This is a genomic window from Streptacidiphilus monticola, from assembly GCF_042658505.1.
Classification (GTDB): domain Bacteria; phylum Actinomycetota; class Actinomycetes; order Streptomycetales; family Streptomycetaceae; genus Streptacidiphilus; species Streptacidiphilus monticola.
Genome location: NZ_JBHSQJ010000061.1, coordinates 20,567 through 46,198 on the forward strand (window position 1 = coordinate 20,567; position 25,632 = coordinate 46,198).

The following is a 25,632-nucleotide window of genomic DNA, read 5'->3' on the forward strand; positions in this document are numbered from 1 at the left end:
CGAATCCCCAGGGTACGGCGCGGGCCCGCGTGGAAGACTGCGCAATATGCGCGTTCTGCTCCCTGCAAGCCCGGATGTGACCGACCTCACCAGCCTGGAGGGCCTCGCCGCCGCCTACGCCTACCCCGGGCTCGAACCCGGCGACTCCTGGCTGCGCGCGAACATGGTCTCCTCCCTGGACGGCTCCGCCCAGGCCGCCGGTCTCTCCGAGGGGCTCTCCTCCCCCGCGGACAAGCGGATCTTCGGGGTACTGCGGGCCCTGTCGGACGTCATCGTGGTCGGCGCGAGCACCGCCCGCGCCGAGGGCTACCGCCCGGCCCGGGCGCGCAAGGAGTTCGCCGCCGAGCGGGCCGCCCGGGGGCAGGGCCCAGCCCCCGCCATCGCGCTGGTCTCGGCGCGGCTGGACCTTGACTTCGCCGACCCGCTGTTCACCGAGCCGCTGGCCCCCACGATCGTGCTCACGATTGCTGACGCCCCGTCAGAAGCCCTGGCGGAAGCGCGCAAAGTCGCCGACGTCGTCATCACCGGGGAGGGGCGCGTGGACCTGGCCCGCGCGCGGGCCGAGCTGGCCGCACGCGGGCTGGTGCGCCAACTCACCGAGGGCGGCCCCACCCTCCTCGGCCAGCTGGTCGCCCAGGACCTTCTGGACGAGCTCTGCCTGAGCCTCGCCCCCCTGGTCACGGCCGGTACGGCCACACGTATCGCTCATGCGGCCGAAGAGGTCACCGAACGGCTGGAATTGGTCGCCCTCCTTGAGGAGAAAGGTTTCCTCTTCGCCCGCTACGCCCGTAGCGTGGTGGCATCGGATTAGCGGAATGTGACGTTCCGTTTCCTAGAAGGGGCACGCGTGTTCACCAGCGTTCTGTTGATCGAGAAAGCGATGTCCGACCGGGACGTCGAGCTCGTCACCACACTCCACGGGGACGAGAAGGTCTCCTTCCACGTCGTCATGCAGCCCCGCGGCAAGCAGGACGAGCTCCTTCGCGCCATCGACGACGTGGCCTTCGGATATCTGGAGGAAGCCGCCCACGAGCGGGACGAGCCGCACGGCAGCAACGCCGTCACCCAGGCAGAGCAGGCGCTGGAGCACTCCCTGCGCCACCTGCGCCGGGCCGGCGCGGAGGCGGAGGGCACGGTCGTCGAGCACAACCCCCTGGAGGGGCTGCGCGAGCTGGTCGAGCAGGTCAAGGCGGACGAGGTGATCGTGCTGGTCGCCCCGCACTGGGTGGAGAGCCTGTTCCACCGCGACTGGGCCTCCCAGGCCCGGCACAAGGTCGGCGTGCCCGTGCTGCAGCTCTTCGCACAGCAGGACTAGCTAGGGGCCTGTCGGCGGGTCCTCCCGGATCAGCCCGTGCCGCTCCCCCACCCTCCCGGCCGGAGGCTGGGGCAGGCCGTGGCTGGGATACCTCCGGCCCGGAGGGTGGGGGAGCGGCGCGGGCCCGGGAAGATCCGCTGGACAGGCCCTGGCCACCGGTCGGGCCCGGGGGCGTCGTGCGTGGTTTCCGTGCCGGGGCGGGTGTTGCGGCAGAATCGTGGCGACAGCCGCCGGCCCGCACCCTCGGAGACCTCGCGTGACCACCGAAACGCCCTCGCTCACCGCCCCCCACTTCATCGGCATCGGCGGCGCGGGCATGTCCGGGCTGGCCAAGATCCTCGCGCTGCGCGGGGCCAAGGTCTCCGGCAGTGACGCCAAGGAGTCGACCACCGTCGTCGCCCTGCGCCAGCTCGGCGCCGAGGTGCACGTCGGGCACGCCGCCGAGCACCTGCCCGCCGCCGCGGACAGCGTGGTCGTCTCCTCCGCCATCCGCGAGGACAACCCCGAGCTGGTCGCCGCCCGTGAGCGCGGTCTGCCCGTCGTCCACCGCGCGGACGCGCTGGCCGCGCTGATGGAGGGCCGCCGCGCCCTCGCCGTCGCGGGCACCCACGGCAAGACGACCACCACGAGCATGCTGGCCGTCAGCCTGACCGCACTGGGGCTCGACCCCTCCTTCGCCATCGGCGGGGACCTCAACGAACCTGGCAGCAACGCCCACCACGGCAGCGGCGAGATCTTCGTCGCGGAGGCCGACGAGAGCGACCGCAGCTTCCAGAAGTACTCCCCCGAGGTCGCCATCGTCCTCAACGTCGAGCTGGACCACCACGCCAACTACGCGTCGATGGACGAGATCTACGAGTCCTTCGAGAAGTTCGTCGCCCGCGTCGTCCCTGGCGGCACGCTGGTCGTCTCGGCCGACCACCCGGGCGCGCGCGAGCTGACCTCGCGGGTGCGCGGGCGCGACGGGCTCACCGTCGTCACCGTGGGCGAGGCCGAGGACGCGGACGTGCGGATCCTGTCCGTCGTCCCGCGCGGGATGACGAGCGAGGTGACGGTGGCGCTGCCGGGCACCGGCGAGCTGTCCTTCACCGTCAACGTCCCGGGCCGGCACTACGCCCACAACGCCGTCTCGGCGCTCGCCGCCGGGATCGCGCTGGGCGTGGACGCCGCCGCCCTCGCGCAGGCGCTGGGCAGCTACCAGGGCGTGCGGCGTCGGCTCCAGCTCAAGGGCGAGGTCCGCGGCGTCCAGGTGATCGACTCCTACGCGCACCATCCGACCGAGATCGCGGCCGACCTGCGGGCGATCCGCGAGGCGGCGGGCGAGGGCCGGGTGCTGGTCGTGTTCCAGCCCCATCTGTTCAGCCGCACCCGGGAGTTGGGCACCGAGATGGGTGAGGCCCTGGCCCTTGCCGACCTCGCCGTGGTGCTCGACATCTACCCGGCCCGCGAGGACCCGGAGCCCGGGATCACCAGCGAGATCGTCATCGAGGCCGCACGCGCCGCAGGCGCGGACGTCCAGGCCGCGCACTCGCTGGCCGCCGTGCCGGACCTGCTGGCGGGAATCAGCCGCCCGGGTGATCTCGTTCTGACCATGGGCGCCGGCGACGTGACCCTGCTCGGCCCGGAGATCCTGGCCCGCCTCGCCTGAGCCCAGACGAGACCCGGGAGCGTGAGATGACGAACCAGCCCGCGAACTACCCCGTCCACAAGACCGACGCCGAGTGGCGCGCCCAGCTCTCCCCCGCGGAGTACGCGGTGCTGCGCGAGGCGGCGACCGAGCGCCCCTTCGTCGGCGAGTACACCGACACCAAGACCGTCGGCGTCTACGCCTGCCGCGCGTGCGGGGCGGAACTGTTCTCCTCGGAGACGAAGTTCGACTCCCACTGCGGCTGGCCCTCCTACTTCGCCCCGCTCGCCGAGGACCGGGTCGAGTACCTGGAGGACACCTCCCACGGCATGCGCCGCGTCGAGGTCCGCTGCGCCGCCTGCGGCTCCCACCTCGGCCACGTCTTCGAGGGCGAGGGCTACCCGACCCCGACGGACCAGCGCTACTGCATCAACTCCATCTCGCTGACGCTCAAGCCGAAGGAGTGAGCCCGGGCCCGGGCGCCCGGGCCCTTCGGCGTGCCGTCCCGGCGCGGGTCCGGGGCGGCTGCCTAACCTGGCGGAATGGATGTGGACACCCGTCAGCTCCGCAGCTTTCTCGCCGTCGCGCAGACCGGAAGTGAGACGCAGGCCGCGCGGCGGCTGCTGATGTCGGAGGCCGTGCTCGCCGAGGAGATCGGGCGGTTGGAGGGCGGGCTGGGGGTCCGTCTGCTGATCAGAACGCGGGCCGGGATGGCGCCGACGGTGGCGGGCCGGGTGCTGGCGCGGCGGGTGCCGGGGCTGCTGCGGGACTGGGAGCGGGCGTCCCGGGAGACCCGGCGGGCCGGGGACTCCGCGGCCCAGGTGCTGCGGGTCGGCTCGGTGCTGGGGGCGGCGGAGGCGGTCCCGGGGCTGGTCGCCGCGTTCGAGGCGTGGCATCCCGGCTGGCGGGTGGAGCTGCGTGCGGCGTCCTGGGGCGAGCCCGGAGCGGGGCTGGCGTCGGGGGCGGTGGACACCGCGCTGGTGCGACTGCCGTTCCCCGGGCAGCAGCGGCTGCGGCTGCAGCCGCTGTGCGCCGAGGAGCGGTGGGCGGCGCTGCCGGAGCAGCACCCGCTGGCGGCCCGGCAGTTGATCCCCGCTCAGCAGCTCTGGGACGAGCCCTTCGTGGCCGGTCCGGCCGAGTGCGGGGTCTGGCGCGAGCACTGGCTCGCCGCCGACGAGCGCGGTGGCCGGCGGGTGCGGATCGGCGCGGAGGCCCGGCCCGGGGACGACTGGCTGGACGCCGTCGCGGCGGGCCGGGGCGTGGCGCTGGTGCCGCGCACCCTTGCCGGAACGGTCCGCCGGGGTGTGGCCTTCCGGCCGGTGACGGGGATCAGGCCGAGCACGGTCGCGGTGGCCTGGTCGGCCGCCGACGACGCCAACCCGGTCGTACGCGACTTCGCCGCCTGCTGCCTCAGCGTCAGGAACTGACGCTGCTGCCGGAGAGGATCACCCGGGCGACGGCTGCCGGGTCGTCGTTCATCGGCACGTGCCCGCAGCCGGGCAGCCGGACCAGCCGGGCGCCGGGGATCTGCCGCTTCAGCCGCAGCGCCTGACGGCGCAGCAGGATCCGGTCGCGGCTGCCCCAGCCGACGGTGACCGGGACGTCGGGGATGTCGCCGTGCCACAGGCCGTCCGCCTTGCCCGCCGCGAGCACCTGCTCGAAGGCGGGCCCGTTGCGCAGTGCGGCGGTCTCGGCGACGACCGCCTCCGGCGCGCGCAGGCCGGGGCGGTGGTAGATGGTGCTCGTCAGCAGGAAGCGCCCGAAGGCGCTCCGGGACAGCCGGGCGACGAGGGCGGGCGGCAGCACCAGCGCGCCGCGGCGCATCAGCGCCAGCACGGTGAAGCCCCAGGCACGCTCGGCGCGGTTCCAGAAGCCGGCCGGGGACAGCGCGGTGACGCTCCGCGCCGCGCCCAACTGGCCCATCCGCAGGGCGACCAGGCCGCCCAGCGAGTTTCCGGCGACGTGTGGGCGCGGCGCGCCGATCTGCTCGCAGAAGGCGGCCAGGCCCTCGGCGTACGAGTCGATGACGTAGGGCACGCCCTCGGGCGCGGCCGGGGACTCGCCGAATCCGGGCAGGTCCACCCAGATCACGTCCCGCTCGACGGCGAGCCGGTCGATCACCGGCTCCCACGCCTGGCGGTGGTGGCCGATCCCGTGGAGCAGCAGCAGCGGCTCCCCGGAGCCGCGCCGCTCGTACACGACGGCGACTCCGGGGATCCCGGCGACGGTGACCTCGGCGCGCTGGGCGGCGCTGGTGGTGGGGGCGGGGACGGCACGGGTCATGGCGAGGCCCTGCTCTTCCTTGCGGCGACGGCGGCGAAGGGGTGCGGGCCTGAATCTACTTGCCAGTAAGTACTGGCGTAAACAGTCCGCCGGGTCCCGGTGCGGCCGGGCCGCGTGCGCTGGGTCTCAGTGCAGCCGGAAGGTCAGGTACTCCACCGTGACGCCGTCGCGGACCAGTTCGGCCCGCGCGACCTCCTGCACCGTGAAGCCGTGACGGTCCATCAGTTCCCTCAGGTAGGCCAGGTCTCCCGACGAGCCGAAGGCGAGCAGCACCCGTCCGCCGGGGGCGAGGTGCCGTCGCACCTGCGCGAAGAAGGCCGTCAGCGCGCGGTACCCGGGGTCCGCGGTGGCCTGCTCCAGCAGGTCGCGCGGTTCGAACCAGCGGAAGGGCGGGTCGAAGACCACCAGGTCGAAGCGGCCGTCCGCGTCCGTCAGCGCGGAGAAGACATCGCTCTCGCGGACGTCGATCCGGACGCCGTTGCGCTCGGCGTTGGCCCGCGCCGCGGTCACCGCCTCCGGGTTGACGTCGAGGGCGACCACCTCGCGGGCCGTGCCGGCGGCCAGCAGCGCGTTGACACCGCTGCCCGTGCCCATGTCCAACACCCGGTCCTGCGGGCGCACTTCGGCGAGCACCGCCTCGCCCAGCAGGTGCGACATGCCCGTGATGGGCTGCACCTGCGGCGGCACGAAGAGGCTGAGCCCGAGGTAGTCGAAGGTCTGGCCGGCCGCGCCCGCCTCGACCCTCATCATGGCCAGCGCGGAGTCGTGCCAGGCGCGGATGCGCCGCTGCTCGGCCTCGGTCAGGCGGGGACGGTAGTCGGTCACGAGGGGTGAGGGTACCCGCGGCCCGTCCGGGCGGGGCGTCCCGGCCCGCGGAGGGCGGCCGAAAGCACCCTTGCGATTCTCGCAACGCCGCCGTAGCGTCGGCGTATGGACGAGACCGTAGCGGGGCGGGTGCGCGAGGTCGTGCGGGCGTCGGGCGGCAGTCAGGCGCAGTTCGCACGCCGCGTCGAGATGTCGCCGGACAAGCTGTCGAAGTCGCTGGGCGGCGTGCGCCGCTTCAGCTCGCTGGAGCTGGCCCTGATCGCCGAGGTCGGCGGGGTCAGCGTGGACTGGCTGCTGACGGGGCGTCAGGCCGCCGCCGTCTCCTTCGCCGCGCGCGGTCTCGGCACCCAGGAGGGGCTGGAGCACGCCGCCGAGCGCTTCACCGCGGCCTACGACGTGCTGGAACTGCTCGGCACGCCGGTCGAGCTGCCGCCGCTGCCGGAGCCGGGGCCGGGCGAGCCGGCCGACCAGGGCGCCCGACTCGCGGCCGCGGCACGGGAGTTGCTCGCGGCACAGGGGCAGCCGCCCGCCGCCGAGTTGGAGACGGACCGGCTGCTCGCCGCCTGGGAGGAGGTCTTCGGGACGGACTTCGGCATCACCGCGCTGCCCCCGGGCGTGGACGGCTTCGCCTGGCAGGAGTCGGGCTTCCGGCTCGCGCTGGCCCGGCGCACCGACCGGTGGACCCGCCAGCGGTTCACCCTCGCCCACGAACTCGGCCACCTGCTCGCCCGGGACGCCCGGCAGCCGCTCGCCGAGTCCCCCGTCGCCCCAGGGCGCCAGGCCGAGCCTGACGAGGTGCGCGCGAACGCCTTCGCCGCCCATCTCCTGCTGCCCGAGGCGGAGTTGCGCGAGGCCGCGACCGCCGGCGGCGAATTCGCCGCCCTCGTCGTCCGCTTCCGGGTCTCCCCCAGCGCCCTGGCCGCACGACTGCACGCGCTCGGCCTGATCGACGCGGAGGAGCGGTCCCGGTTGCGGCGGCGGACCACGGCCGAGTGCCATCTGGCCGTCGGGGCGATGGACCGCTACCTGCGCCAGGTCGCCCTGGCCGAGGCCGAACGGCCCCCGCAGCGGCTGGCCCGCGGTCTGTACGCGGCCTACGAGGCCGGGGAGACCACGCTGCGCCCGCTGGCCGCGCTGCTCGGCACCGGGCCGGACGAACTGCGGCACCTGCTCGAACAGCCGCTGGAGGAGGCCGAGCCGGCCCACGCCCCGGCCCAGGCGTACCAGCCATGACCTGGTGGTTCCCGGACAACACGGTGCTCTGCAACTTCGCCGCGGTGGACCGGCTGCCGCTGCTGGAGAAGGTGCTGGACGGCCGCGGCCGCTGGACCGAGGCCGTCGCCCGCGAAGCCCGGCTCTCCGCACGGCACTTGACGCCGCTGACGGCACTGGAACGGGACGGCTGGCTCGGCGAGCCGATCGCGATCACCGATCCGGAGGAGCGGGAGGCCGTCGAACGGCTGCGCCGCGCCGTGCTCGGCGGCGACCGGCGCCGGCCCACGCAGCATCTGGGGGAGGCGCAGACCTGCCTGCTGATCATGACCAGACGGGAGTTCCGGCACTCGGTGTGGATCACCGACGACCGGGCGGCGGCCCAGTTCTCCCGGCGCCGGGGCATCACCACGCTGGAGACCATGGACCTGGTCCGGATCGCCGTCCGGGAGCAGTTCGTCACGGCGGCCGACGGCCACGAGTTGCTCGGCCGGATGACAGCCGTCGGCCGCCGCCTGCACCGGACCTCCGCCTCGCCTGCGGACCTCGTCGACTGAACGCGCGTAAAGCTCAAATCTAGCTCTGGAATTGGGCCCGCCCGCTTCCCCGGCCGTCGGCCGAGGAGCCATCCTCTCCCCAGGAGCCGGGTGCGGGGGACCCGGCTCCACCCGTCTCCGGAGGTGTCGGCATGAGCCTCGCACCCGAGCCCGTCGCCGCGACCGTCGTGGTCACCGCGGCAGCGCTGAACCTGCTGGTCCGCGCGGCCCGCCCGGGACCGCCCGGCCCGCTCACCCGTGAGCGCCGGATCCTGGTCGCCGCCCTGGTGCTGACCCTGGCCCTGGCCACGGTGTCCACCCTGCGCTGGGCGGACGCGAACATCCGCAGCAGCGCGGCCGGACGCCCGGCCAGCCCGCCGCTCGCCTGGTTCCTCGTCCTGCTCGTGCTCGGATTCGTCGGCCTGGCGGCGGCCCGCCGGACGTCACAGTTCGGCATCCACTCGGGACGCCGCGTGGAGCCGGGGATTGCCCCGGCGCTAGAACAGTGCCGTGTGGCTGCTCTTCCTGCTCCCGGCCTTCCTGGTCACGTCACTCAGCGCGCTCAGGTTGTGCCGCCTCGTCGCGGCGACGGACGTCTCCTGGGCTCCGCGGCCGGAGCCGCTGCCGGAGCGGGTGGACCTGTACGAGGCGGCCTACCTGGCCGGGGGACCTGAGCGGGTGGTGGACCTGACCCTGGTCACCATGGCCGAACACGGCCGGCTGCACCTGGCGCACACCGGCTGGACCACGGTGGTCGAGGCGTCAGCGCGAACGGAGCTGGAGCGGGCCGCACTTGAGGCCATCGGGCCCGAAGGGCAGTGCCCCACCAGCGAGTTGCGCGCCGCGCTGGCCTCGGGCCCGACGGTCCAGCAACTCGCCGGCCGCCTGGCAGCGGCGGGCCTCGCGGTGCCGAAGGCGCTCCGCGAGGACGTCGCCGCCGCGGTCGCGGCGGTGCGCCGCGCGGGGCTGACCACCCTGGCCCTGCTGGCCGCTGCGCTGTGCACGGTCGGCCGCGGGGACGGGGCGGCGGCCCCTCTGCTGGCGTGGTTCGCGCTGCCCCTGGTGCTGGCGGGGGGAACGCTGGCGCTGGCCCGCATCGAGCTGTACCCGGTGACGCGGTGGGCCGCCCCGAACGGACAGGCCCTGCTGCGGGCGTTGCGCCCGCGGCGGACCGTCCGCTCGACGGACCTGCTCCTCGCGGTCGCCGTCGCCGGCCTCAGCGCCGTCTCCGACCGCCGCCTCCGCGTCGCCCTCCGCCCCCGGCGAGCGCTCTGAGCGCCTCCTCGGGGCCCGCGGGGCCCCTTGGGGGCGCGAGGAACTGCGCGACCGGCCCACCACTCACACAGGGTCCGACCCCCTGTGCGGGACAGGACCTCCGCGAGTGGTGGGCCGGTCGCGCAGTTCCTCGCGCCCCTGGCGGCTGCGCCGCCCCAAGGAGGTGCAACTCCTGTTAGGCGAGACCGTTGACGAGGTCGGCGACGGCCTTGCGGCGGCCCGTGTAGAACGGCACTTCCTCGCGGACGTGCAGGCGGGCGCGGGAAGCGCGGAGGTGGCGCATCAGGTCCACGATCCGGTGCAGTTCGTCCGCCTCGAAGGCCAGCACCCACTCGTAGTCGCCCAGCGCGAAGGACGCCACGGTGTTCGCCCGGACGTCCGGGTAGCCGCGGGCCATCTTGCCGTGCTCGGCGAGCATCTCGCGCCGCTCGGTGTCGTCCAGCAGGTACCAGTCGTACGAGCGGACGAAGGGGTAGACGCAGACGTAGTCGCGGGGCCGCTCCTCCGCGAGGAACGCGGGGATGTGGGACTTGTTGAACTCCGCCGGGCGGTGCAGCGCCATGTTCGACCACACCGGCTCCAGGGCGCGGCCCAGGCGCGTCCTGCGGAAGCGGTTGTAGGCGTCCTGCAGGTTGTCGCTGTCCGAGGAGTGCCACCAGATCATCACGTCGGCGTCCGCGCGCAGGCCGGAGATGTCGTAGGTGCCGCGCACCGTGACGTCCTTCTCGGCCAGCTGGGCGAACAGCTCCTCGACCTCGTCGGCGTAGCCGGCGCGGTCCTCCGGCAGGACGTCCTTGAGGCGGAAGACGGACCAGAGGGTGTAGCGGATGACCTGGTTCAGGTCACGCGCCTTGGGCTTCGGGGTGGCGGTGGTGTCGGTCTCGGTCATGCGCCCATTGTCCTCTCCGCCCGGACTGCTCCTGCCGCCACCCCCTGCACCTGCTCGGCCGCGCGCCAGGCGCTCGCGATCACGGGGGCGATGCCGACGCCCTCGTAGGCCGCGCCGCATACGGCGAGCCCGGGCAGGTCGGCCAGGTCGCGCTGCACCCGGGCCACCCGGTCCAGATGCCCGACCGGGTACTGCGGCAGGCCCGCCCGCCAGCGGGTGACCGTGGTGGCGTACGGGACGGCGGTCAGGCCCACCGCCGCGCGCAGGTCGGCGAGCGAGCGGGCGACGAGTTCGGCGTCGTCCAGGTCGAGCACGCCCTCCTCGCCCTGCCGGCCCAGCGAGGTGCGCAGCACGAAGCTGTCCGGCGCGGCGGCGCCCAGCCAGCCCCACTTGTTGCTGGAGAAGGTCGAGGCCTTGATGGACCGTCCGTCCACGGGCGGCACCAGGAAGCCGCTGCCCTCCAGGGCGCCCACGTCCGCGCGGCGGAAGGCCAGCGTGACCAGGGCCATGCCCGCGTACTCGATCTGGTCCAACTCCCGTGCCACCGCCGGGGATTCCTCCCGCAGCAGGGCGGCCGCCGCCGGTGCGGGGACGGCGAGGACGACCGCGTCGGCGTGCAGCGGCTCGGCGCCGACGAAGGCCTGCCACCCGTCGGCGGTCCGGCGCAGTGCGCTGACCGGTGCGTTCAGGCGCAGGTCCACCCCGGCCGCGCGGCAGGCGTCGGCGGCCGCGAGGGGCAGCCGGCCGATGCCGCCGGCGATGCCCTGGAAGACGGGAGCCGGGTTGGCCGGGGCCTTGGCCTGCAGGGCCCGGACGCCTTCGATGGCGGACCGCTCCTGCTGAGCGATCGTCAGCAGCTGCGGGACCGTGGCCCGCAGCGAGAGCCGGTCGGCGTGGCCGGCGTAGACGCCGCCGAGCAGCGGCTCGACGAGCCGGTCCGCGACCTCCCGGCCGAGCCGGGCGGTGACGTAGTCGCCGACGCTGATGTCCGCGCCGACCTCGGTGGCGGGCAGCTCCAGGTCGGCTGCCACCCGCGCCAGCCCCTCGGGCGACAGCACCCCGGAGGCGGCGAGGGCGTCCAGGTCGCCGGGGACGCCCATGAGGTGGCCGGTGGGCATCGGGCGCAGCGCGTCCCTGGTCCAGATCGCGGCCTTGGCCGTGGTCGGCGGCTGCAGGTCGTCCGCCAGGCCGACGGACCGGGCGAAGGCCACCGCCTCCGGGCGGCGGGCGAGCATCGACTCAGCGCCGAGGTCCACGGCGATGCCCTCGATCTCGCCGACGCGCAGCTTGCCGCCCAGCCGGTCGCCCGCCTCGGCGAGCACCACCCGGGCGGTGGGCGTACTGCCGTCCGCACCGCTCAGCCGGGCCGCCGCTGCGAGCCCGGCGATGCCGCCGCCGACCACCAGCACGGTGGGGAGGGCGCTGTGGGGGGAGACCTGCGCGTTCATGGCTCCCACTCTCGCACACGGGGTCGCGGAAGGATCACGTCCCCGTCTCGGTCACGTCAGCGGCCGGATCGTTACCGGGAGTTGACGCCCCGTCGGGAACCTGGAGGGCGGCGACGCAGTCCCATCGCCACAACCGAGGAGGTGGAGCCGATGATCGGCAGAGGCACGACGGTACGGCTGGTGGGGGTCCTGCTCGCCGCGGGGCTGGCGGTGGCGGGCTGCAGTGAGAGCAGGAGCGCCGGCAGCTCGTCCGCGGCGGGAGGAGCGGCCGTCGACCGGGGCGCGGTGACGTCCGCGCCCTCCGCCGCGCCCGCGACGGGCAAGGCGGGGGCGCCCTCGGCCGGGGCGAGGACGACGGTGACGGCCCGGCAGGTGATCTACACCGGCACGGTCCAGCTCAGCTCGGAGGACGCCGACGCGGCCCTGCACGGCGCGGAGGCCGTCGCCACCGGCCTCGGCGGCTACATCGACGCGGAATCGGCCTTCGGGAACGGCGGCACGGAAGGCCGCACGGCCTCGGTCACCCTGAAGATCCCGACGGCCTCCTTCGACACGGCCTACCGGCAACTGCTGACGCTGGGCACGGTGGTGTCCCAGCAGCGCACGGCCAAGGACGTGACGTCGGACGTCGTGGACCTGACGAGCCGTCTGAAGACCCAGCGGGCCAGCGTGGACCGGGTCCGAGCGCTGATGGCCCAGGCGACCAGCATCAGCGCGATCGTGGAGCTGGAGAGCGACCTGACCCAGCGTGAGGCGGACCTTGAGTCGATGGAGTCCCAACTGGCCGCGTTGCAGGACCAGGTGGCGATGTCCACGGTGACCGTCACGATCCAGCAGCCCGCGGTGGCCGCCCCGGCCCCCGCCAAGCACGGGCGCGACGTCTGGCAGGCCACCGGCCACGCGATCGCCGCCGGCTGGCACGCGCTCTACCTGGTGTGCCGGGGCATCCTGATCGCGCTGGGCGCGATCGCGCCGTTCCTGCTCATCCTCGTCCCGGTGGCCGCGCTGATCTGGTTCCTGCGCAGGCGGGAGCGCCAGGCCCAGGTGCCGCTGCGCGAGGAACCACCCACGGAGTAAAGCGCCGAACCGGAGGGCCGAACCCCGTCGGGCGACGTTGCCCCGCCGGTGCGACGGCCCTACGGGTGCGCCACCCCCGCCTCCGGCGGGTTGCCCCCCGCCGAAGGCCGGGGCCGGGAGCCCGGAGCGACGTCACCGAAGGCCCGAGGAGAGGGCCGCCCCACCGAAGGCCGGGCCCCCGGAGCCCCGCCGCCGAAGCCCCGGCGCGGGGCCGCCCCGCCGAAGCCCCGGGGTGGCGGAACCCCGGCCTTCGGCCGGGCAGGCGCCCGCCCCGGGGCGGGACAGGCGCGGGGTGACTAACGCTGCGTGCTCTCGTGCACGAAGGCGGTCAGCCGGGTCAGGGCGTCCGGGTCCGTCGTGGGGTGGACGCCGTGGCCGAGGTTGAAGACGTGGCCGGTGTCCGACACCGCCGCCGCCGCGGCCAGGACCTCGCGGGTCTTCGTCCGCACCGCCTCCTCGGGGGCGAACAGCACGGTCGGGTCCAGGTTGCCCTGCAACGCCTTGTCCGGGCCGATCCGCTCCGCCGCGCGGTCCAGCGGGACGCGCCAGTCGACGCCGACGACGTCCGCGCCGGCCTCGCCCATCAGCCGCAGCAACTCCCCCGTGCCGACGCCGAAGTGGATGCGGGGCACGCCGTATCCGGCGACCGCCTCGAAGACCTTCGCCGAGGCGGGCAGCACCGAGCGCCGGTAGTCGTCGGGGGCCAGGCCGCCCGCCCAGGAGTCGAAGAGCTGCACCGCGGAGGCGCCCGCCTCGATCTGCACCTTGAGGAAGCCCGAGGTGATCACCGCGAGGCGGTCCAGCAGGGCGGCCCAGAGCTCGGGCTCGCCGTACATCATCGCCTTGGTGTTCTCGTACGTGCGCGAGGGGCCGCCCTCGATCAGGTAGCTGGCGAGCGTGTAGGGGGCGCCCGCGAAACCGATCAGGGGGGTGGCGCCGAGCTCGGCGACCAGCAGGCCGACGGCCTCGGTGACGAAGGGGACGTCGTCCGGCTCCAGCGGACGCAGCTGCTCCAGGTCCTCCCACCGCCGCACCGGGTGGGCGATGACCGGGCCGACGCCGGGCTTGATGTCGAGGTCGACCCCGATCGCCTTCAGCGGCACCACGATGTCGCTGTAGTAGATCGCCGCGTCCACGCCGTGCCGACGGACCGGCTGCAGCGTGATCTCCTTGATCAGTTCCGGCCGGGTGCAGGACTCGAGCATCGGGATGCCCTCGCGCACCTTGCGGAACTCGGGCAGCGAACGACCCGCCTGGCGCATGAACCACACCGGGGTGTGCGGCACGGGTTCGCGGCGGCAGGCGCGCAGGAACGCGGAGTCGTGCGCCGGGCTGGTCGGACGGACGGTCGGGGTGCTCTCGCTCTCGCTCACGCCCCGAATCCTCGCATGCCGGGCAGGAGGTCCGGTCCGGCTCCCCTGCGGCCCCCGGCCCCGGCGACTCGTGGTGCCTCCACCGTCCGAACCCGCCCGGCGCATACTCTTCCGGCATGGCAGCGGTCAGCGGGCGTCACCCGGCTCAGGAGAACAGCGGCGAGGAGAACACGCCGGCGGAGTTCCGCGCGGCCGTCGCGGCACTGCGGGCGACCGGCGTCCGTCCCGAGGTCGAACTGGCCGACACCCCCGCGCCGCGCAAGCTCGCGCCCTACGCCTTCGCCCTGGAGGCCTCCGTCGCCGACGAGGAGGGCGAGGAGCTGGCGGGCGGACGCCTGGTGCTGCTGCACGAGCCCGACGGGCACGAGGCCTGGGACGGCCGGTTCCGGCTGGTCACGCTGGTCCGCGCGGAGCTCGAACCGGAGATGGCGCACGACCCGCTGCTCGCGGACGTGGGCTGGTCCTGGCTGATGGACGCGCTCGACCAGCAGGGCGCGCAGCGGACCGAGCCCTCGGGCACGGTCTCCCGCTCCTCCTCGCACTACTTCGGAGCGCTGGCGGACCGTCAGGCCAGCACCGAGATCGAGATCCGGGCCTCCTGGACCCCGGTCGGCACCGACTGGGCCGCGCACCTGCGCGGCTGGTGCGAGCTGCTGTGCCTGTGCGCGGGGCTGCCCCCGACGCTTCCGGCGCCGCCGAGTCAGCAGCCGGGCAGCGTGGTCCCGATGCCCACCCGCCGCCGACCCTGACGCCGGATCAGCTGAGCCGCCGTCAGCAGTGCTTCGCCGGCGATCCGTCAGTTCATCGGAACATCCCCATCCGCATTCGGCGTGTCGACCGAATTTGATCACTTTCGAGTGACTTAAGCTCAGTCAGACTGAGCGTTTTGCGCGAAGTGCCCGATTTGTAACTCACTCAATCGTGATCATTCGCTAAAGCCGGGCACCCCAGGTGCCGAAGCAGACAGTGACCCTTCCCCACGCGAGGCAGCACGATCTCCATCGGTCCCACAACCGTCGGAGTGCCTCGCCCGCCCCACCCAGGAGGCCTGGTGTCCGTTCTTCTTGAGCACCCCGCAAACCTGGTCGCCTACCGTCCGACGAAGCCCACCGCCATGGTGGTCATCGCGGACCCGCGCGTCCGCAGCACGGTCACCCGCCATCTGTGGGCTCTGGGCGTGCGCGACGTGATCGAGGCGTCCTCCCTCGCCGAGGCCCGGCCGCGGGTCGGCACCCCGCGCGACATCTGCGTCGCGGACGTGCACCTGCCGGACGGCTCCGGCCTGGCGATCCTTGCCGAGACCCGGGCCGCGGGCTGGCCCAACGGCCTCGCCCTCTCCGCGGCCGACGACATCGGCGCCGTCCGCTCGGCGCTTGCCAGCGGCGTGAAGGGCTACGTCGTCACCGGGACCCGGGCCGCCGCGGCCCTGGGCTCGCGCCCCGGCCTGGGACTGGGCGCCCGGCCCGGGATCGGCGCGGGCGGCCAGATGCGCCGTCCCGGCCTTCCGCCCGTCCCCGGCGCGACCCCGGGCACGCCGGGCGCCACCGGCGCACCGGTACCGCCCTCGTACCGCGAGCTGTCCGGGCGCGAGGTCGAGGTGCTGCGGCTGGTCGCCGAGGGCCAGTCGAACAAGGCCATCGGCCTGGCCATGGGCCTGTCCGCGCTCACGGTCAAGAGCCACCTCGCCCGCATCGCCCGCAAGCTGGGCACCGGCGACCGGGCCGGGATGGTGGCGGTGGCGCTGCGCACCGGCATCATCCACTGACCAGCGGGTCACTCCTGGGAGGGAACGTTTCTCTGGGCCGGCGGGTCCGGGGGCGGGGCGGCGCGCGGAGGTTCGTTGTCCTTGCGCGGGCGTAGTCTTGGGCTCGTGACCGACGCCCGCCAAGACGACGCAATCGACAGCACCGCCGCCCCCGGGCCGGTCCCCCTGCTCGAGCCCCGCGAGGGCATCCCGCCCGTCGTCGCGGACGCCGCGTCGCTCGAGGAGGTCGTCGCCCGCTTCGCCGCCGGCACCGGTCCGGTGGCCATCGACGCGGAGCGCGCTTCCGGTTACCGCTACGGCCAGCGCGCGTACCTGGTCCAGCTGCGCCGCGAGGGCGCGGGCTCCACCCTGATCGACCCGGTCGCCTGCCCGGACCTGACCGAACTCGGCCTGGTCCTGGCGGATGCCGAATGGGTCCTGCACGCCGCCAGCCAGGATCTGCCCTGCCTGGCCGAGCTCGGCATGCGGCCGACGTCCCTGTTCGACACCGAGCTCGCCGGCCGCCTCGCCGGCTTCCCGCGCGTCGGCCTGGGCGCCATGGTCGAGTCGGTCCTCGGCTACACGCTCGAGAAGGGCCACTCGGCGGTGGACTGGTCCACCCGCCCGCTGCCCGAGCCGTGGCTGCGCTATGCCGCACTGGACGTCGAGGTGCTGGTCCAGCTCCGGGACGCGCTCGAACTGGAGCTGGACTCCCAGGGCAAGCTCGACTGGGCCCGCCAGGAGTTCGCCGCGATCGCCTCGGCGCCTCCGCCCGCCCCGCGGGTCGACCCGTGGCGCCGCACCTCCGGTGTCCACAAGCTGCGCCGCAGACGGCAGTTGGCGGCGGTGAAGGAACTGTGGGAGGCCCGCGACCGGATCGCCCGGGAACGCGACGTCTCCCCGGGCCGCGTCCTCCCGGACGCGGCGATCATCGCCGCGGCATCCGCCATGCCCGCCAACGTCCAGGCGCTGCAGGCGCTTCCGGGCTTCGGCCCGCGGGCCAACAGGCGGCTGCTGGAGCAGTGGATAGCCGCGGTGGAGGCGGCCCGGCTGCTGCCGGAGACCGCGCTGCCGGCGCAGGGTGCGCCCCACGACGGGCCGCCCCCGCCCCGCTCCTGGGCCGACAAGGACCCCCTGGCCGCTGCCCGCCTCTCCGCCGCGCGGGCGGCGGTGACGACGCTGGCGGAGTCGCTGAACCTGCCTCAGGAGAACCTGGTGACGCCGGAGTTGGTCCGCCGCGTCGCCTGGGCCCCGCCCAAGCCCCTCTCCGCGGCGACGGTCGCCACCGCGCTGCGCTCCCTGGGCGCGCGCCCCTGGCAGACGGAGCTCGTCGCCCCGGTCATCGCCGACGCCTTCGCCACGGCCCGGGTGCCCACGGCCTGAGGCCCGAAGGGGCGCGGGGAACTGCGCGACCGGCCCACGGAGGTCCGGCCCCATGTGCGGGACGAACCTCCGCGGGTGGTGGGTCGCCCGCGCAGTTCCCCGCGCCCCTTCGGGCGTGGTGCAACGTGTCGTGACTCACTAGCACCCGGGCGTGGGAGGCTGGGCAAGGGAGTTACCCACGGGTAGCATTCGGGGTGGGACGCCGCCGTCGCGGTAGCGACACGCGCCCGCGTAACCATCGCTGTTACCTGGGAGGAGAGCCACCGTGCCTCGTACCGCCCGGGACGTCGTCTTCGTCGACGGCGTCCGCACCCCCTTCGGCAAGGCAGGCCCGAAGGGCATCTACGCCGAGACGCGCGCCGACGATCTGGTGATCAAGGCCATCCGGGAGCTGCTGCGCCGCAACCCGGCCCTGGACCCGGCGAAGGTGGACGAGGTCGCCATCGCCGCCACCACCCAGATCGGCGACCAGGGGCTGACCCTCGGCCGCTCCGCGTCCCTGCTCGCGGGCCTGCCGAAGTCCGTCCCCGGCTACTCCATCGACCGCATGTGCGCGGGCGCGATGACCGCCGTCACCTCCGTCGCGGGCGGCATCGCCCTCGGCGCGCTGGACATCGCCCTGGCGGGCGGCGTCGAGCACATGGGCCGCCACCCGATGGGCGAGGGCGTGGACCCGAACCCGCGCTTCCTCTCCGAGAAGCTCGTGGACGAGTCCGCCCTGTTCATGGGCATGACCGCGGAGAACCTGCACGACCGCTTCCCGGCCATCACCAAGGAGCGCGCCGACGCCTACGCCGTGCGCTCGCAGGAGAAGGCCGCCAAGGCGTACGCCAACAACCAGATCCAGCCGGACCTGGTCCCGGTCGCCGTCCGTCGCACCAACCCGGACGGCGGCGAGACCGGTTGGGGCCTGGCCACGGTGGACGAGCCGCTGCGCCCGGGCACCACGATGGAGTCCCTGGCCAACCTGAAGACCCCGTTCCGTCCGCACGGCCGGATCACCGCGGGCAACGCGGCCGGTCTCAACGACGGCGCCACCGCCTCCCTGATCGCGGCCGAGGACGTGGCCCGCGAGCTGGGCCTGCCGGTCAGGATGCGCCTGGTCTCCTATGCCTTCGCGGGCGTGGAGCCCGAGGTCATGGGCATCGGCCCGGTCCCGGCGACCGAGAAGGCGCTGGCCAAGGCCGGCCTCTCCATCACCGACATCGGCGCCTTCGAGATCAACGAGGCCTTCGCCGTCCAGGTGCTGGCCATGCTCGACCACTTCGGCATCGCCGACGATGACGAGCGGGTCAACCCCTACGGCGGCGCCATCGCCTTCGGCCACCCGTTGGCCTCCTCCGGCGTCCGGCTGATGAACCAGCTGGCCCGCCGCTTCGAGGAGCGTCCGGACGTGCGCTACGGCATCACCTCCATGTGCATCGGCATGGGCATGGGCGGCACGGTCATCTGGGAGAACCCGAACTTCGAGGGAGGTAAGTGAGCATGAGCGACACCCACGCGAACACTGCGGAGCTGCTGAAGCGTGCTCACGAGCTGTTCCCCGACGAGGTGGTGACGAGCGCTCACGTGCGTCACCTGGACCTGCCCCTGGGCGCCGGGCGCTTCGCGCTGATCACGCTGGACAACGGCTTCGACCACACCAAGCCGACCACCTTCGGCCCCGGCTCGCTGGCCAAACTCTCCGAGGCGCTGGACCAGGTCGAGCGGGAGGCCGCGGCCGACGAGATCGTCGCCGCCGGTGTCACCGGCAAGCCGTTCATCTTCGCGGTCGGCGCCGACCTCAAGGGCGTGGAGATCCTCAAGGAGCACTCCGACGCGCTCGCCATCGGCAAGGGCGGCCACGACGTCTTCAAGCGGATCGCCGCACTCCCCGTCCCCACCTTCGCCTTCTACAACGGCGCGGCCATGGGCGGCGGCGTCGAGGTCGGCCTGCACTGCGACTACCGCACCGTCAGCACCGGCGTCCCCGCCTTCTCGCTGCCGGAGTGCTTCCTGGGCCTGGTGCCGGGCTGGGGCGGCTGCACGCTGCTGCCGAACCTGATCGGCCCGCAGAAGGCGATCCAGGTCATCATCGAGAACTCCCTGGCCCAGAACAAGCAGCTCAAGGGCAAGGACGTCTTCGAGATCGGCATCGCCGACGCGATCTTCGAGCCGGCCGACTTCCTGGAGCAGTCGCTCACCTGGGCGGCTTCCGTGGTCAAGGGCGAGACGGTGGTCGCGCGCCCGGAGATCGACCGCGGCGAGGCCTGGGACACCGCCGTGGCCTGGGGCCGTCTCGTGGCCGACGGCCGCGTGCACGGTGCCGCCCCGGCCCCGTACCGGGCGCTGGACATCATCGCCGCCGCCAAGGACGGCGACCTGCAGGCCGGCTTCGACGCCGAGGACCGGGCCCTGGCGGACCTGATCATGGGCGGCGAGCTGCGCTCCGGCATCTACGCCTTCAACCTGGTGCAGAAGCGCGGCAAGCGCCCCGCCGGCGCCCCCGACAAGTCGCTGGCCCGTCCGGTCACCAAGGTCGGCGTCGTCGGCGCCGGTCTCATGGCCTCTCAGCTGGCCCTGCTGTTCGCCCGCCGCCTGCAGGTGCCGGTCGTGCTGACCGACATCGACCAGGAGCGCGTCGACAAGGGCGTGGGCTACGTCCACGGCGAGATCGACAAGCTGCTGGGCAAGGGCAGGATCAACCAGGACAACGCCAACCGCCTCAAGGGCCTGGTCACCGGTTCGCTGGACAAGGCCGCGGCCTTCGCGGACGCGGACTTCGTGATCGAGGCCGTCTTCGAGGAGATGGGCGTCAAGCAGCAGGTCTTCGCCGAGCTGGAGGCCGTCGTCTCGCCGACGGCGATCCTGGCGACGAACACCTCCTCGCTGTCCGTCTCGGAGATGGCGTCGAAGCTGGAGCACCCGGAGCGGGTCGTCGGCTTCCACTTCTTCAACCCGGTCGCCGTGCTGCCGCTGCTGGAGATCGTCCGCGGCGAGCGGACCGACGACGCCTCGCTGGCCACCGCGTTCGGTGTGGCGAAGAAGCTGAAGAAGACGGCCGTGCTGGTCAAGGACGCCCCTGCGTTCGTGGTCAACCGCGTGCTGACCCGGTTCAGCGTCGAGTTCCAGCGCATCATCGACGAGGGCACCCCGATCGAGGTGGCCGAGAAGGCCGTCGAGCCGCTGGGCCTGCCGATGTCCCCGCTGGTGCTGCTGGAGCTGGTCGGCCCGGCGATCCTGCTGCACGTGTCGGAGACGCTGACCGCCGCCTTCCCGGACCGCTTCCGCGTCTCCGAGAACCTGGCCGCGGTGGTGAAGGCGGGCAAGCGCGGCTTCTACACCTGGGTGGACGGACAGCAGGTGCTCGACCCCGAGGTGCTGTCCCTGCTGAAGTTCGGCGACACGGTGCTCACCGCCGAGCAGGCGCGGGCGCAGATCCTCGACGCCCTGGCCGAGGAGATCCGGCTGATGCTGGACGAGGGCGTCGTGGCGGAGGCCCAGGACATCGACCTGTGCCTGATCACCGGCGCGGGCTACCCGTTCCACCTGGGCGGGATCACCCCGTACCTGGATCGCGAGGGCGTCTCGGAGCGCGTGAACGGCAAGCGCTTCCTGGCCCCGGGCATCGCCAGCGTCCCTGAGTGACCGTCAGCCGCCGCAGCTGAAACGCCGGAGCCCGGCCCCCTTCCCGGGGGCCGGNTCCGGCGTTCTTCCGACGGTCCGTCAGGGGGTGGCGCTCGCCGAGGCGCCGGCGGTGGCGGTCGGGTCGGCGCCGGCCTTGTGCTTCTTCTTCGACTTCGCCGCGGCCTTGCTCGGCGACGGCGAGGGCGTCGCCGAGGCGCTGGGCCGGCCGAGGGCGACGGCGACGACCCGGTCGACGAGTGCGTCCGGGGTGATCGCCTGGCCGCCCTGCCCGGGGACCAGGGTCTCGTCGAGCGAGCCCTTGGTCAGCTCGAGCACGGGGGTGCTCTGGTTCGGGTACTGCTGCACGAACGCGTCCGTCGAGGTCCGCGCCCACACGCGGTAGTCGCCCTTGTCGACGCAGGCCCGGAACACGTCGGTGTCGAGCCCGTGCACCCGCTTGGCGAGCTTGATCAGGTAGGCGTTGGAACCGAAGGCGTCGTCGGAGGCCGCGGGCTGGTGGGCGAGCAGGACCCGGCGGTACGACAGGAAGTCCTTGGCGTTCTGGGCGCAGGCCAGGGCGTTGGCGGCGTGCAGCGAGCCGGTTCCGCCCTGGGCGCGGTCGACGCCCGCGATCTCGCGGTACTGGATCTTGACCAGGCCCGCGTCGACCAGCCGGTTCAGGGCCGCACCGTAGGTGTGCTGGAAGGCCCGGGTCTCCGGGCTGCGCATGTCCTCGAAGAGGGTCAGCGTCACCCCGGGGCTGCCGTTGGCCGGGAGGGCCAGGCCGCGCGGACCGACGGCCCCCACCGGGATCTGCAGCTTGTTGGCGTTGTTGTGGCGCACCAGCGCACCGACCCCGCCCGCGACGGCGAAGACCGCCGCAGCGACGACCAGCCAGCCGAGGCGGCGCGGCCAGGGGTTCGGCCTGCCGTTCTCCTGCGCTGGGGACACGTTCTTCCTGCCGAACCGGCGCTTCACTCTGGTTCCATCCTCGGCCTCACCGTTTCTCTGCCGCTGGACAGGATGCCATGCCCCGGAAACCGCGTTGCCACGGGGGCAGTTGGAGTCAGTTCGGAACGTTCCGTGAGTGCAGCCGGTCGTTCAGCTGACGGCTGGGCCGCATCCGGTAGATCACGGCGTCGCCGTCCCGGCCGACCAGCGTGTAGTGGTCGGCGAGCAGCTGCCGGATCGGCGCGATGTTCTGCGGGGCGTAGGGAGCGCCGTCGGAGTAGTCGACGAAGACCTCCGGCAGCCGTTCCTTCATCTCCGCCTCGAACGTCGCCCAGGAGTCGGCCATGCCCCGGTCCACGCCGACGCCCTTGCCGTCCCGGCCGCCCGCGAAGTTGGTGAGCAGGCCCGCCGTCAGGTAGCGGGTGCCGGGGATGCGGTCGGCCAGCCAGTAGATCTCCGGGTGCATCCCCCACACCAGCACGGTCTCCTGCGGGCTGGTGTCCCGGGTGACGTCCTCGGCGACGGAGGTGGCCTGCTGGAGCGGTTGGTGCGGCCAGACGAAGCCGAGCACGCAGAAGACCGTCGCGGCGAGGGCCCCGTACCCCAGGGCGAACCGCTGGAGCAGCCCCTGACGCCGCGTCAGCCGCGCCAGGGCTCCGGTTCCCAGCAGCACCAGCGGCGGCATCAGCTGCAGGTAGTAATGACCGAAGAAGTGCAGCCCGGTGAGCACCCCGGCGACCGAGGCGGCGAGCCAGATCCAGATGTCCCGGTCCTCGCGCAGCGACCGGCGCAGGCCCGTGGCCAGCGGGACGAGCAGGCCGAGGCCGGCCGCGCCGAGGATGCCGAGGTTGCCGAAGGCGCGGCCCAGCATGGTGAGCCAGGCGCCGTCCAACGAGGCGTAGTCGCTGCTGCCGGAGACCACCCAGAAGACGAAGTGGGCGGGCCCGGTGACGAGAGCGATCACCGAGACGGGCAGCAGGAAGCCCAGCCCCAGCCGGAGCCAGGCGTCCCGGCGGGCGAGCCCGTCCGAGCCGCGCAGGCCCCGCCAGAGCAGCCAGAGCACGGGGAAGAGCACGGCGCCGCCGGTCTGCTTGGTCAGCGCGGCCACGGCGGTGGCGAAGCCCGCGGCGGCCCACCGGGAGTTCTGCGCGAACCAGAACGCGAGCACGGTGGCCGGCAGCATGAAGACCTCGAACGTGGCCGCCTGGGTGTCCTCGGGCGAGAGTCCGATGGACAGCAGCGCGTAGCCCACGCCGGCGACGACGCCCGCCCGGTCGCCCCAGCGTCGGCGCGCGAGCGCCGCGAGCAGCGCGGCGGTGGTCAGGTGCGCGCCGAGGGCCAGGACCCGCAGGGGCCACAGGGAGGCAGAGCCGAAGAGCCAGAAGGCCGCCTCGTAGAGCCAGGGCAGCAAAGGGGGCTTGCGGTCCACGACGGTGTCGTAGAGCACGCCGCCCCCGGCCAGCATGCGCGCCTGGGTGGCGAGGTACCCCTCGTCGGGGCTCCAGACCGAGCGGGCGAAGGACGGCAGATGGGTGAAGGCGACGAGGGCCCCGAGGATCGGCAGGAAGCGGGTCCAGTAGCCCGTGCTGAGCGCGGTGCGGGCCCGGGCCATCAGTTCCCCGGGCATGAGCCAGCCGGCCGGCAGCGCCAGCTCTCCCACCCGATGCTCTCCTGGCTCCCTCAGCACGCCCTCAACCTACCCGGCTCACCCGGACCCCGCTCCTGTGTTTCATCAGACGATCGGCCTGGCGGCCCCACCAGGGGCGCGAGGGTCCCCCACCCGTCGGGCAGGAGGCGCCCCACCGCGAGAAACCCACCACTCGGGGAGGTCCGGCCCCGTCCGCGGGTCGGACCTCCGTGGGTGGTGGGCTGGTCGCGCCCGCGCGGCGGAGCCGCACATCAGCAACAGCCTGGCGCCCCTGACGGGGTGCAACCGGCTCAGAGGGCGACGGAGTCCGCCGTGGCCTTGGCCACGAGGGCCGCGGCCTTGGCGGCGACGTCCTCGGCGGTGAGGCCGATCTCCGTGAGGATCTCGTCGCGGGACGCGTGGTCCAGGAACCGCTGCGGGATGCCCAGGTCGCGCAGGGGCACGTCCACTTCGGCGTCGCGCAGCGCCTGCGCGATCGCCGCGCCGACGCCGCCCACGCGGCCGTTGTCCTCGACCGTCACCACGGCCCGGTGCTGGGCGGCCAGCGGGGCCAGCGCCTCGTCCACGGGCTTGACCCAGCGCGGGTCGACCACCGTCGCGCTGATGCCCTGCTCGGCCAGCAGATCGGCCGCCGCGAGGCAGAGCGGGGCCAGCGCGCCGATCGAGACGATCAGCACGTCCGCCCGGTAGGCCCCCACGGACTCGCCGGGCTCCCGCAGCACGTCCATCCCGCCGATCCGGCTCACCGCCGGGACCGAGGGGCCGACCGTGCCCTTGGAGTAGCGGACGACCGTCGGCGCGTCGTCCACCGCGACGGCCTCCCGCAGCTGCAGCCGCAGCTGCTCGGCGTCGCGCGGGGCCGCCAGCTTCAGGCCGGGCACCACCTGAAGGATGCTCATGTCCCACATGCCGTTGTGCGACGCACCGTCGGTTCCGGTGACGCCGGCCCGGTCCAGCACGAAGGTGACGCCGCACCGGTGCAGCGCCACGTCCATCAGCACCTGGTCGAAGGCGCGGTTCAGGAAGGTCGCGTAGACCGCGACGACCGGGTGCAGGCCGCCCGTCGCCAGGCCCGCCGCGCTCACCGCGGCATGCTGCTCGGCGATGCCGACGTCGAAGGTGCGCTCCGGGAACTCCTTGGCGAAGGGCGCCAGGCCGACCGGGTGCAGCATCGCCGCGGTGATGGCGACGACGTCCTCCCGCTCGCGGCCGATCTGCACCATCTCCTCGCCGAAGACCGAGGTCCAGTCCTGCCCCGCCGTCTTCACCGGCAGGCCGGTGTCCGGGTGGATCACCGGGACCGCGTGGAAGCGGTCCTCCTCGTTCTGCTCGGCGGCGCGGTAGCCGCGGCCCTTCTGGGTCAGGCAGTGGACGATGACCGGGCCGCCGAAGCCCTTGGCCCGGCGCAGCGCGGACTCCAGCGCCCCGAGGTCGTGGCCGTCGATCGGGCCCACGTACTTGAGGCCGAGGTCCTCGAACATGCCCTGCGGGGCGATGAAGTCCTTGAGGCCCTTCTTGGCCCCGTGCAGCGTCTCGAACAGCGGCTGGCCCACGACGGGGGTGCGCTGCAGCGCGTCCTTGCCCCAGGCCAGGAAGCGCTCGTAGCCCTGGGTGGTGCGCAGTGTGGCCAGGTGGTTGGCCAGGCCGCCGATGGTCGGCGAGTAGGAGCGCTCGTTGTCGTTGACGACGATGATCAGCGGGCGGTCCTGCGCCTCGGCGATGTTGTTCAGCGCCTCCCAGGCCATCCCGCCGGTCAGCGCGCCGTCGCCGATGACCGCGACGACGTGGTGGTCCCGGCGGCCCTGCAGCTCGTTGGCCTTGGCCAGGCCGTCGGCGTAGCCCAGCACCGTGGAGGCGTGCGAGTTCTCGATGACGTCGTGCTCGGACTCGGCGCGCGACGGGTAGCCGGACAGGCCGCCCTTCATCCGCAGCCGGGAGAAGTCCTGACGCCCGGTCAGCACCTTGTGCACGTAGCTCTGGTGACCGGTGTCGAAGAGGATGCGGTCCCGGGGCGACTGGAAGACCCGGTGCAGGGCCAGCGTGAGCTCGACGACGCCGAGGTTGGGGCCGAGGTGCCCACCCGTCCGGGACACCGACTCGACGAGGAAGCCGCGGATCTCCTCGGCGAGCTCGGCCAGCTGACCGGGTGTCAGCCGGTCCAGGTCGCGCGGTCCCTGAATGCGGGTCAGCAGGGCCACCCGTTCCTCCTTCGTCGCCGATCAGCGGGGCTTCCTCGCCCGCTCACCCCGGGCTGACCCGGAGACCGTCACAGTCTAGATGCCGGATGTCCGGATCCGGTTTCCGGGCCGGAACAGTGCGTCGACATCCGGTCACGCCCACGGGCCGGCCCGGCGTGTCGTCCCGGCGCGGACGGCCGGGCGACGCACCGGGCGCGGACATGGGTCCGCCCGGCACCGGAGCGGTATGCGGTGCCGGGCGG

Annotated in this window: 22 protein-coding genes; 14 read left to right on the top strand and 8 right to left on the bottom strand. The window is 73.6% G+C overall.

Features of this window, described 5'->3' with window-relative positions; translation table 11 throughout:
* Positions 1 to 46 precede the first annotated feature (46 nt).
* The 5 genes from ACFP3V_RS15195 (at position 47) to ACFP3V_RS15215 (ending at position 4,369) form a co-directional block, all read left to right on the top strand.
* Positions 47 to 811 carry a pyrimidine reductase family protein gene (locus ACFP3V_RS15195; protein WP_380583557.1) on the top strand — a complete coding sequence of 255 codons (765 nt, stop codon included), beginning with the start codon at positions 47 to 49 and terminating at the stop codon, positions 809 to 811.
* A 36-nt stretch (positions 812 to 847) separates the two neighbouring features.
* Entirely contained in the window at positions 848 to 1,315 is a 468-nt protein-coding gene (locus ACFP3V_RS15200; RefSeq protein WP_380583558.1) for an indole-3-glycerol phosphate synthase, read from the top strand.
* Between the two features lie 256 nt (positions 1,316 to 1,571).
* Positions 1,572 to 2,963 (top strand): UDP-N-acetylmuramate--L-alanine ligase, encoded by a 1,392-nt coding sequence (gene murC, locus ACFP3V_RS15205; protein ID WP_380583560.1) that lies wholly within the window; start codon positions 1,572 to 1,574, stop codon positions 2,961 to 2,963.
* A gap of 26 nt (positions 2,964 to 2,989) precedes the next feature.
* Complete coding sequence (gene msrB / locus ACFP3V_RS15210; protein ID WP_380583562.1) at positions 2,990 to 3,409, top strand: peptide-methionine (R)-S-oxide reductase MsrB; 420 nt, start codon at positions 2,990 to 2,992, stop codon at positions 3,407 to 3,409.
* Between the two features lie 75 nt (positions 3,410 to 3,484).
* Positions 3,485 to 4,369, top strand: a complete 885-nt coding sequence (locus ACFP3V_RS15215; protein ID WP_380583564.1) for a LysR family transcriptional regulator — start codon at positions 3,485 to 3,487, stop codon at positions 4,367 to 4,369.
* Here the strand turns inward: ACFP3V_RS15215 and ACFP3V_RS15220 are convergent.
* Complete coding sequence (locus ACFP3V_RS15220; RefSeq protein ID WP_380583566.1) at positions 4,359 to 5,225, bottom strand: alpha/beta fold hydrolase; 867 nt, start codon at positions 5,223 to 5,225, stop codon at positions 4,359 to 4,361. The two genes, ACFP3V_RS15215 and ACFP3V_RS15220, sit on opposite strands and share 11 nt — an antisense overlap.
* Positions 5,226 to 5,351: 126 nt before the next feature.
* A complete protein-coding gene (locus ACFP3V_RS15225; RefSeq protein ID WP_380583568.1) occupies positions 5,352 to 6,050 on the bottom strand; it encodes a methyltransferase in 699 nt (232 codons plus the stop codon).
* Positions 6,051 to 6,155: 105 nt separating this feature from the next.
* Here ACFP3V_RS15225 and ACFP3V_RS15230 point away from each other — a divergent pair, with 105 nt between their 5' ends.
* The 3 genes from ACFP3V_RS15230 to ACFP3V_RS15240 all read left to right on the top strand — a co-directional run bounded on the left by ACFP3V_RS15230 (position 6,156) and on the right by ACFP3V_RS15240 (position 9,073).
* Positions 6,156 to 7,283, top strand: coding sequence for a helix-turn-helix domain-containing protein (locus ACFP3V_RS15230; RefSeq protein WP_380583570.1), 1,128 nt, complete (start codon positions 6,156 to 6,158; stop codon positions 7,281 to 7,283).
* A complete protein-coding gene (locus tag ACFP3V_RS15235; RefSeq protein WP_380583572.1) occupies positions 7,280 to 7,819 on the top strand; it encodes a PIN domain-containing protein in 540 nt (179 codons plus the stop codon). Before ACFP3V_RS15230 ends, ACFP3V_RS15235 begins: the two co-directional genes overlap by 4 nt.
* Positions 7,820 to 8,308: 489 nt before the next feature.
* Positions 8,309 to 9,073, top strand: coding sequence for a TIGR04222 domain-containing membrane protein (locus tag ACFP3V_RS15240; protein ID WP_380583573.1), 765 nt, complete (start codon positions 8,309 to 8,311; stop codon positions 9,071 to 9,073).
* 175 nt (positions 9,074 to 9,248) lie between these two features.
* Here the strand turns inward: ACFP3V_RS15240 and hemQ are convergent, their stop codons facing one another.
* Together hemQ and hemG are read right to left on the bottom strand one after the other, a co-directional pair.
* Complete coding sequence (gene hemQ / locus ACFP3V_RS15245) at positions 9,249 to 9,962, bottom strand: hydrogen peroxide-dependent heme synthase (RefSeq protein WP_380583575.1); 714 nt, start codon at positions 9,960 to 9,962, stop codon at positions 9,249 to 9,251.
* Positions 9,959 to 11,410, bottom strand: coding sequence for a protoporphyrinogen oxidase (hemG, locus tag ACFP3V_RS15250; protein WP_380583577.1), 1,452 nt, complete (start codon positions 11,408 to 11,410; stop codon positions 9,959 to 9,961). Before hemG ends, hemQ begins: the two co-directional genes overlap by 4 nt.
* Before the next feature lie 150 nt (positions 11,411 to 11,560).
* On the opposite strand from hemG, the gene ACFP3V_RS15255 reads away from it, so the two are divergent.
* On the top strand, positions 11,561 to 12,487 hold the full coding sequence (locus ACFP3V_RS15255) for a DUF4349 domain-containing protein (RefSeq protein ID WP_380583579.1): 927 nt from the start codon (positions 11,561 to 11,563) through the stop codon (positions 12,485 to 12,487).
* A 296-nt stretch (positions 12,488 to 12,783) separates the two neighbouring features.
* Here the strand turns inward: ACFP3V_RS15255 and hemE are convergent, their stop codons facing one another.
* Entirely contained in the window at positions 12,784 to 13,860 is a 1,077-nt protein-coding gene (gene hemE, locus ACFP3V_RS15260) for a uroporphyrinogen decarboxylase (RefSeq protein WP_380583581.1), read from the bottom strand.
* 116 nt (positions 13,861 to 13,976) lie between these two features.
* Between hemE and ACFP3V_RS15265 the strand changes: the two genes are divergently transcribed.
* The 5 genes from ACFP3V_RS15265 (at position 13,977) to ACFP3V_RS15285 (ending at position 20,614) form a co-directional block, all read left to right on the top strand.
* Positions 13,977 to 14,609, top strand: a complete 633-nt coding sequence (locus ACFP3V_RS15265; RefSeq protein ID WP_380583583.1) for a DUF3000 domain-containing protein — start codon at positions 13,977 to 13,979, stop codon at positions 14,607 to 14,609.
* Positions 14,610 to 14,911: 302 nt separating this feature from the next.
* Positions 14,912 to 15,625: a LuxR C-terminal-related transcriptional regulator gene (locus ACFP3V_RS15270; RefSeq protein ID WP_380583585.1), complete on the top strand. Its 714-nt coding sequence runs from the start codon at positions 14,912 to 14,914 to the stop codon at positions 15,623 to 15,625.
* A 105-nt stretch (positions 15,626 to 15,730) separates the two neighbouring features.
* A complete protein-coding gene (locus tag ACFP3V_RS15275; RefSeq protein WP_380583587.1) occupies positions 15,731 to 16,987 on the top strand; it encodes an HRDC domain-containing protein in 1,257 nt (418 codons plus the stop codon).
* Between the two features lie 265 nt (positions 16,988 to 17,252).
* Positions 17,253 to 18,470 (top strand): thiolase family protein, encoded by a 1,218-nt coding sequence (locus ACFP3V_RS15280; RefSeq protein ID WP_380583589.1) that lies wholly within the window; start codon positions 17,253 to 17,255, stop codon positions 18,468 to 18,470.
* Between the two features lie 2 nt (positions 18,471 to 18,472).
* On the top strand, positions 18,473 to 20,614 hold the full coding sequence (locus ACFP3V_RS15285; RefSeq protein ID WP_380583591.1) for a 3-hydroxyacyl-CoA dehydrogenase NAD-binding domain-containing protein: 2,142 nt from the start codon (positions 18,473 to 18,475) through the stop codon (positions 20,612 to 20,614).
* Positions 20,615 to 20,692: 78 nt separating this feature from the next.
* Here the strand turns inward: ACFP3V_RS15285 and ACFP3V_RS15290 are convergent, their stop codons facing one another.
* The 3 genes from ACFP3V_RS15290 to dxs all read right to left on the bottom strand — a co-directional run bounded on the left by ACFP3V_RS15290 (position 20,693) and on the right by dxs (position 25,390).
* Positions 20,693 to 21,544 (bottom strand): DsbA family protein, encoded by an 852-nt coding sequence (locus ACFP3V_RS15290; protein WP_380583593.1) that lies wholly within the window; start codon positions 21,542 to 21,544, stop codon positions 20,693 to 20,695.
* Positions 21,545 to 21,659: 115 nt separating this feature from the next.
* A complete protein-coding gene (locus ACFP3V_RS15295; RefSeq protein ID WP_380583595.1) occupies positions 21,660 to 23,204 on the bottom strand; it encodes an ArnT family glycosyltransferase in 1,545 nt (514 codons plus the stop codon).
* Positions 23,205 to 23,482: 278 nt separating this feature from the next.
* Entirely contained in the window at positions 23,483 to 25,390 is a 1,908-nt protein-coding gene (gene dxs / locus ACFP3V_RS15300; protein WP_380583597.1) for a 1-deoxy-D-xylulose-5-phosphate synthase, read from the bottom strand.
* Between the last annotated feature and the right edge of the window lie 242 nt (positions 25,391 to 25,632).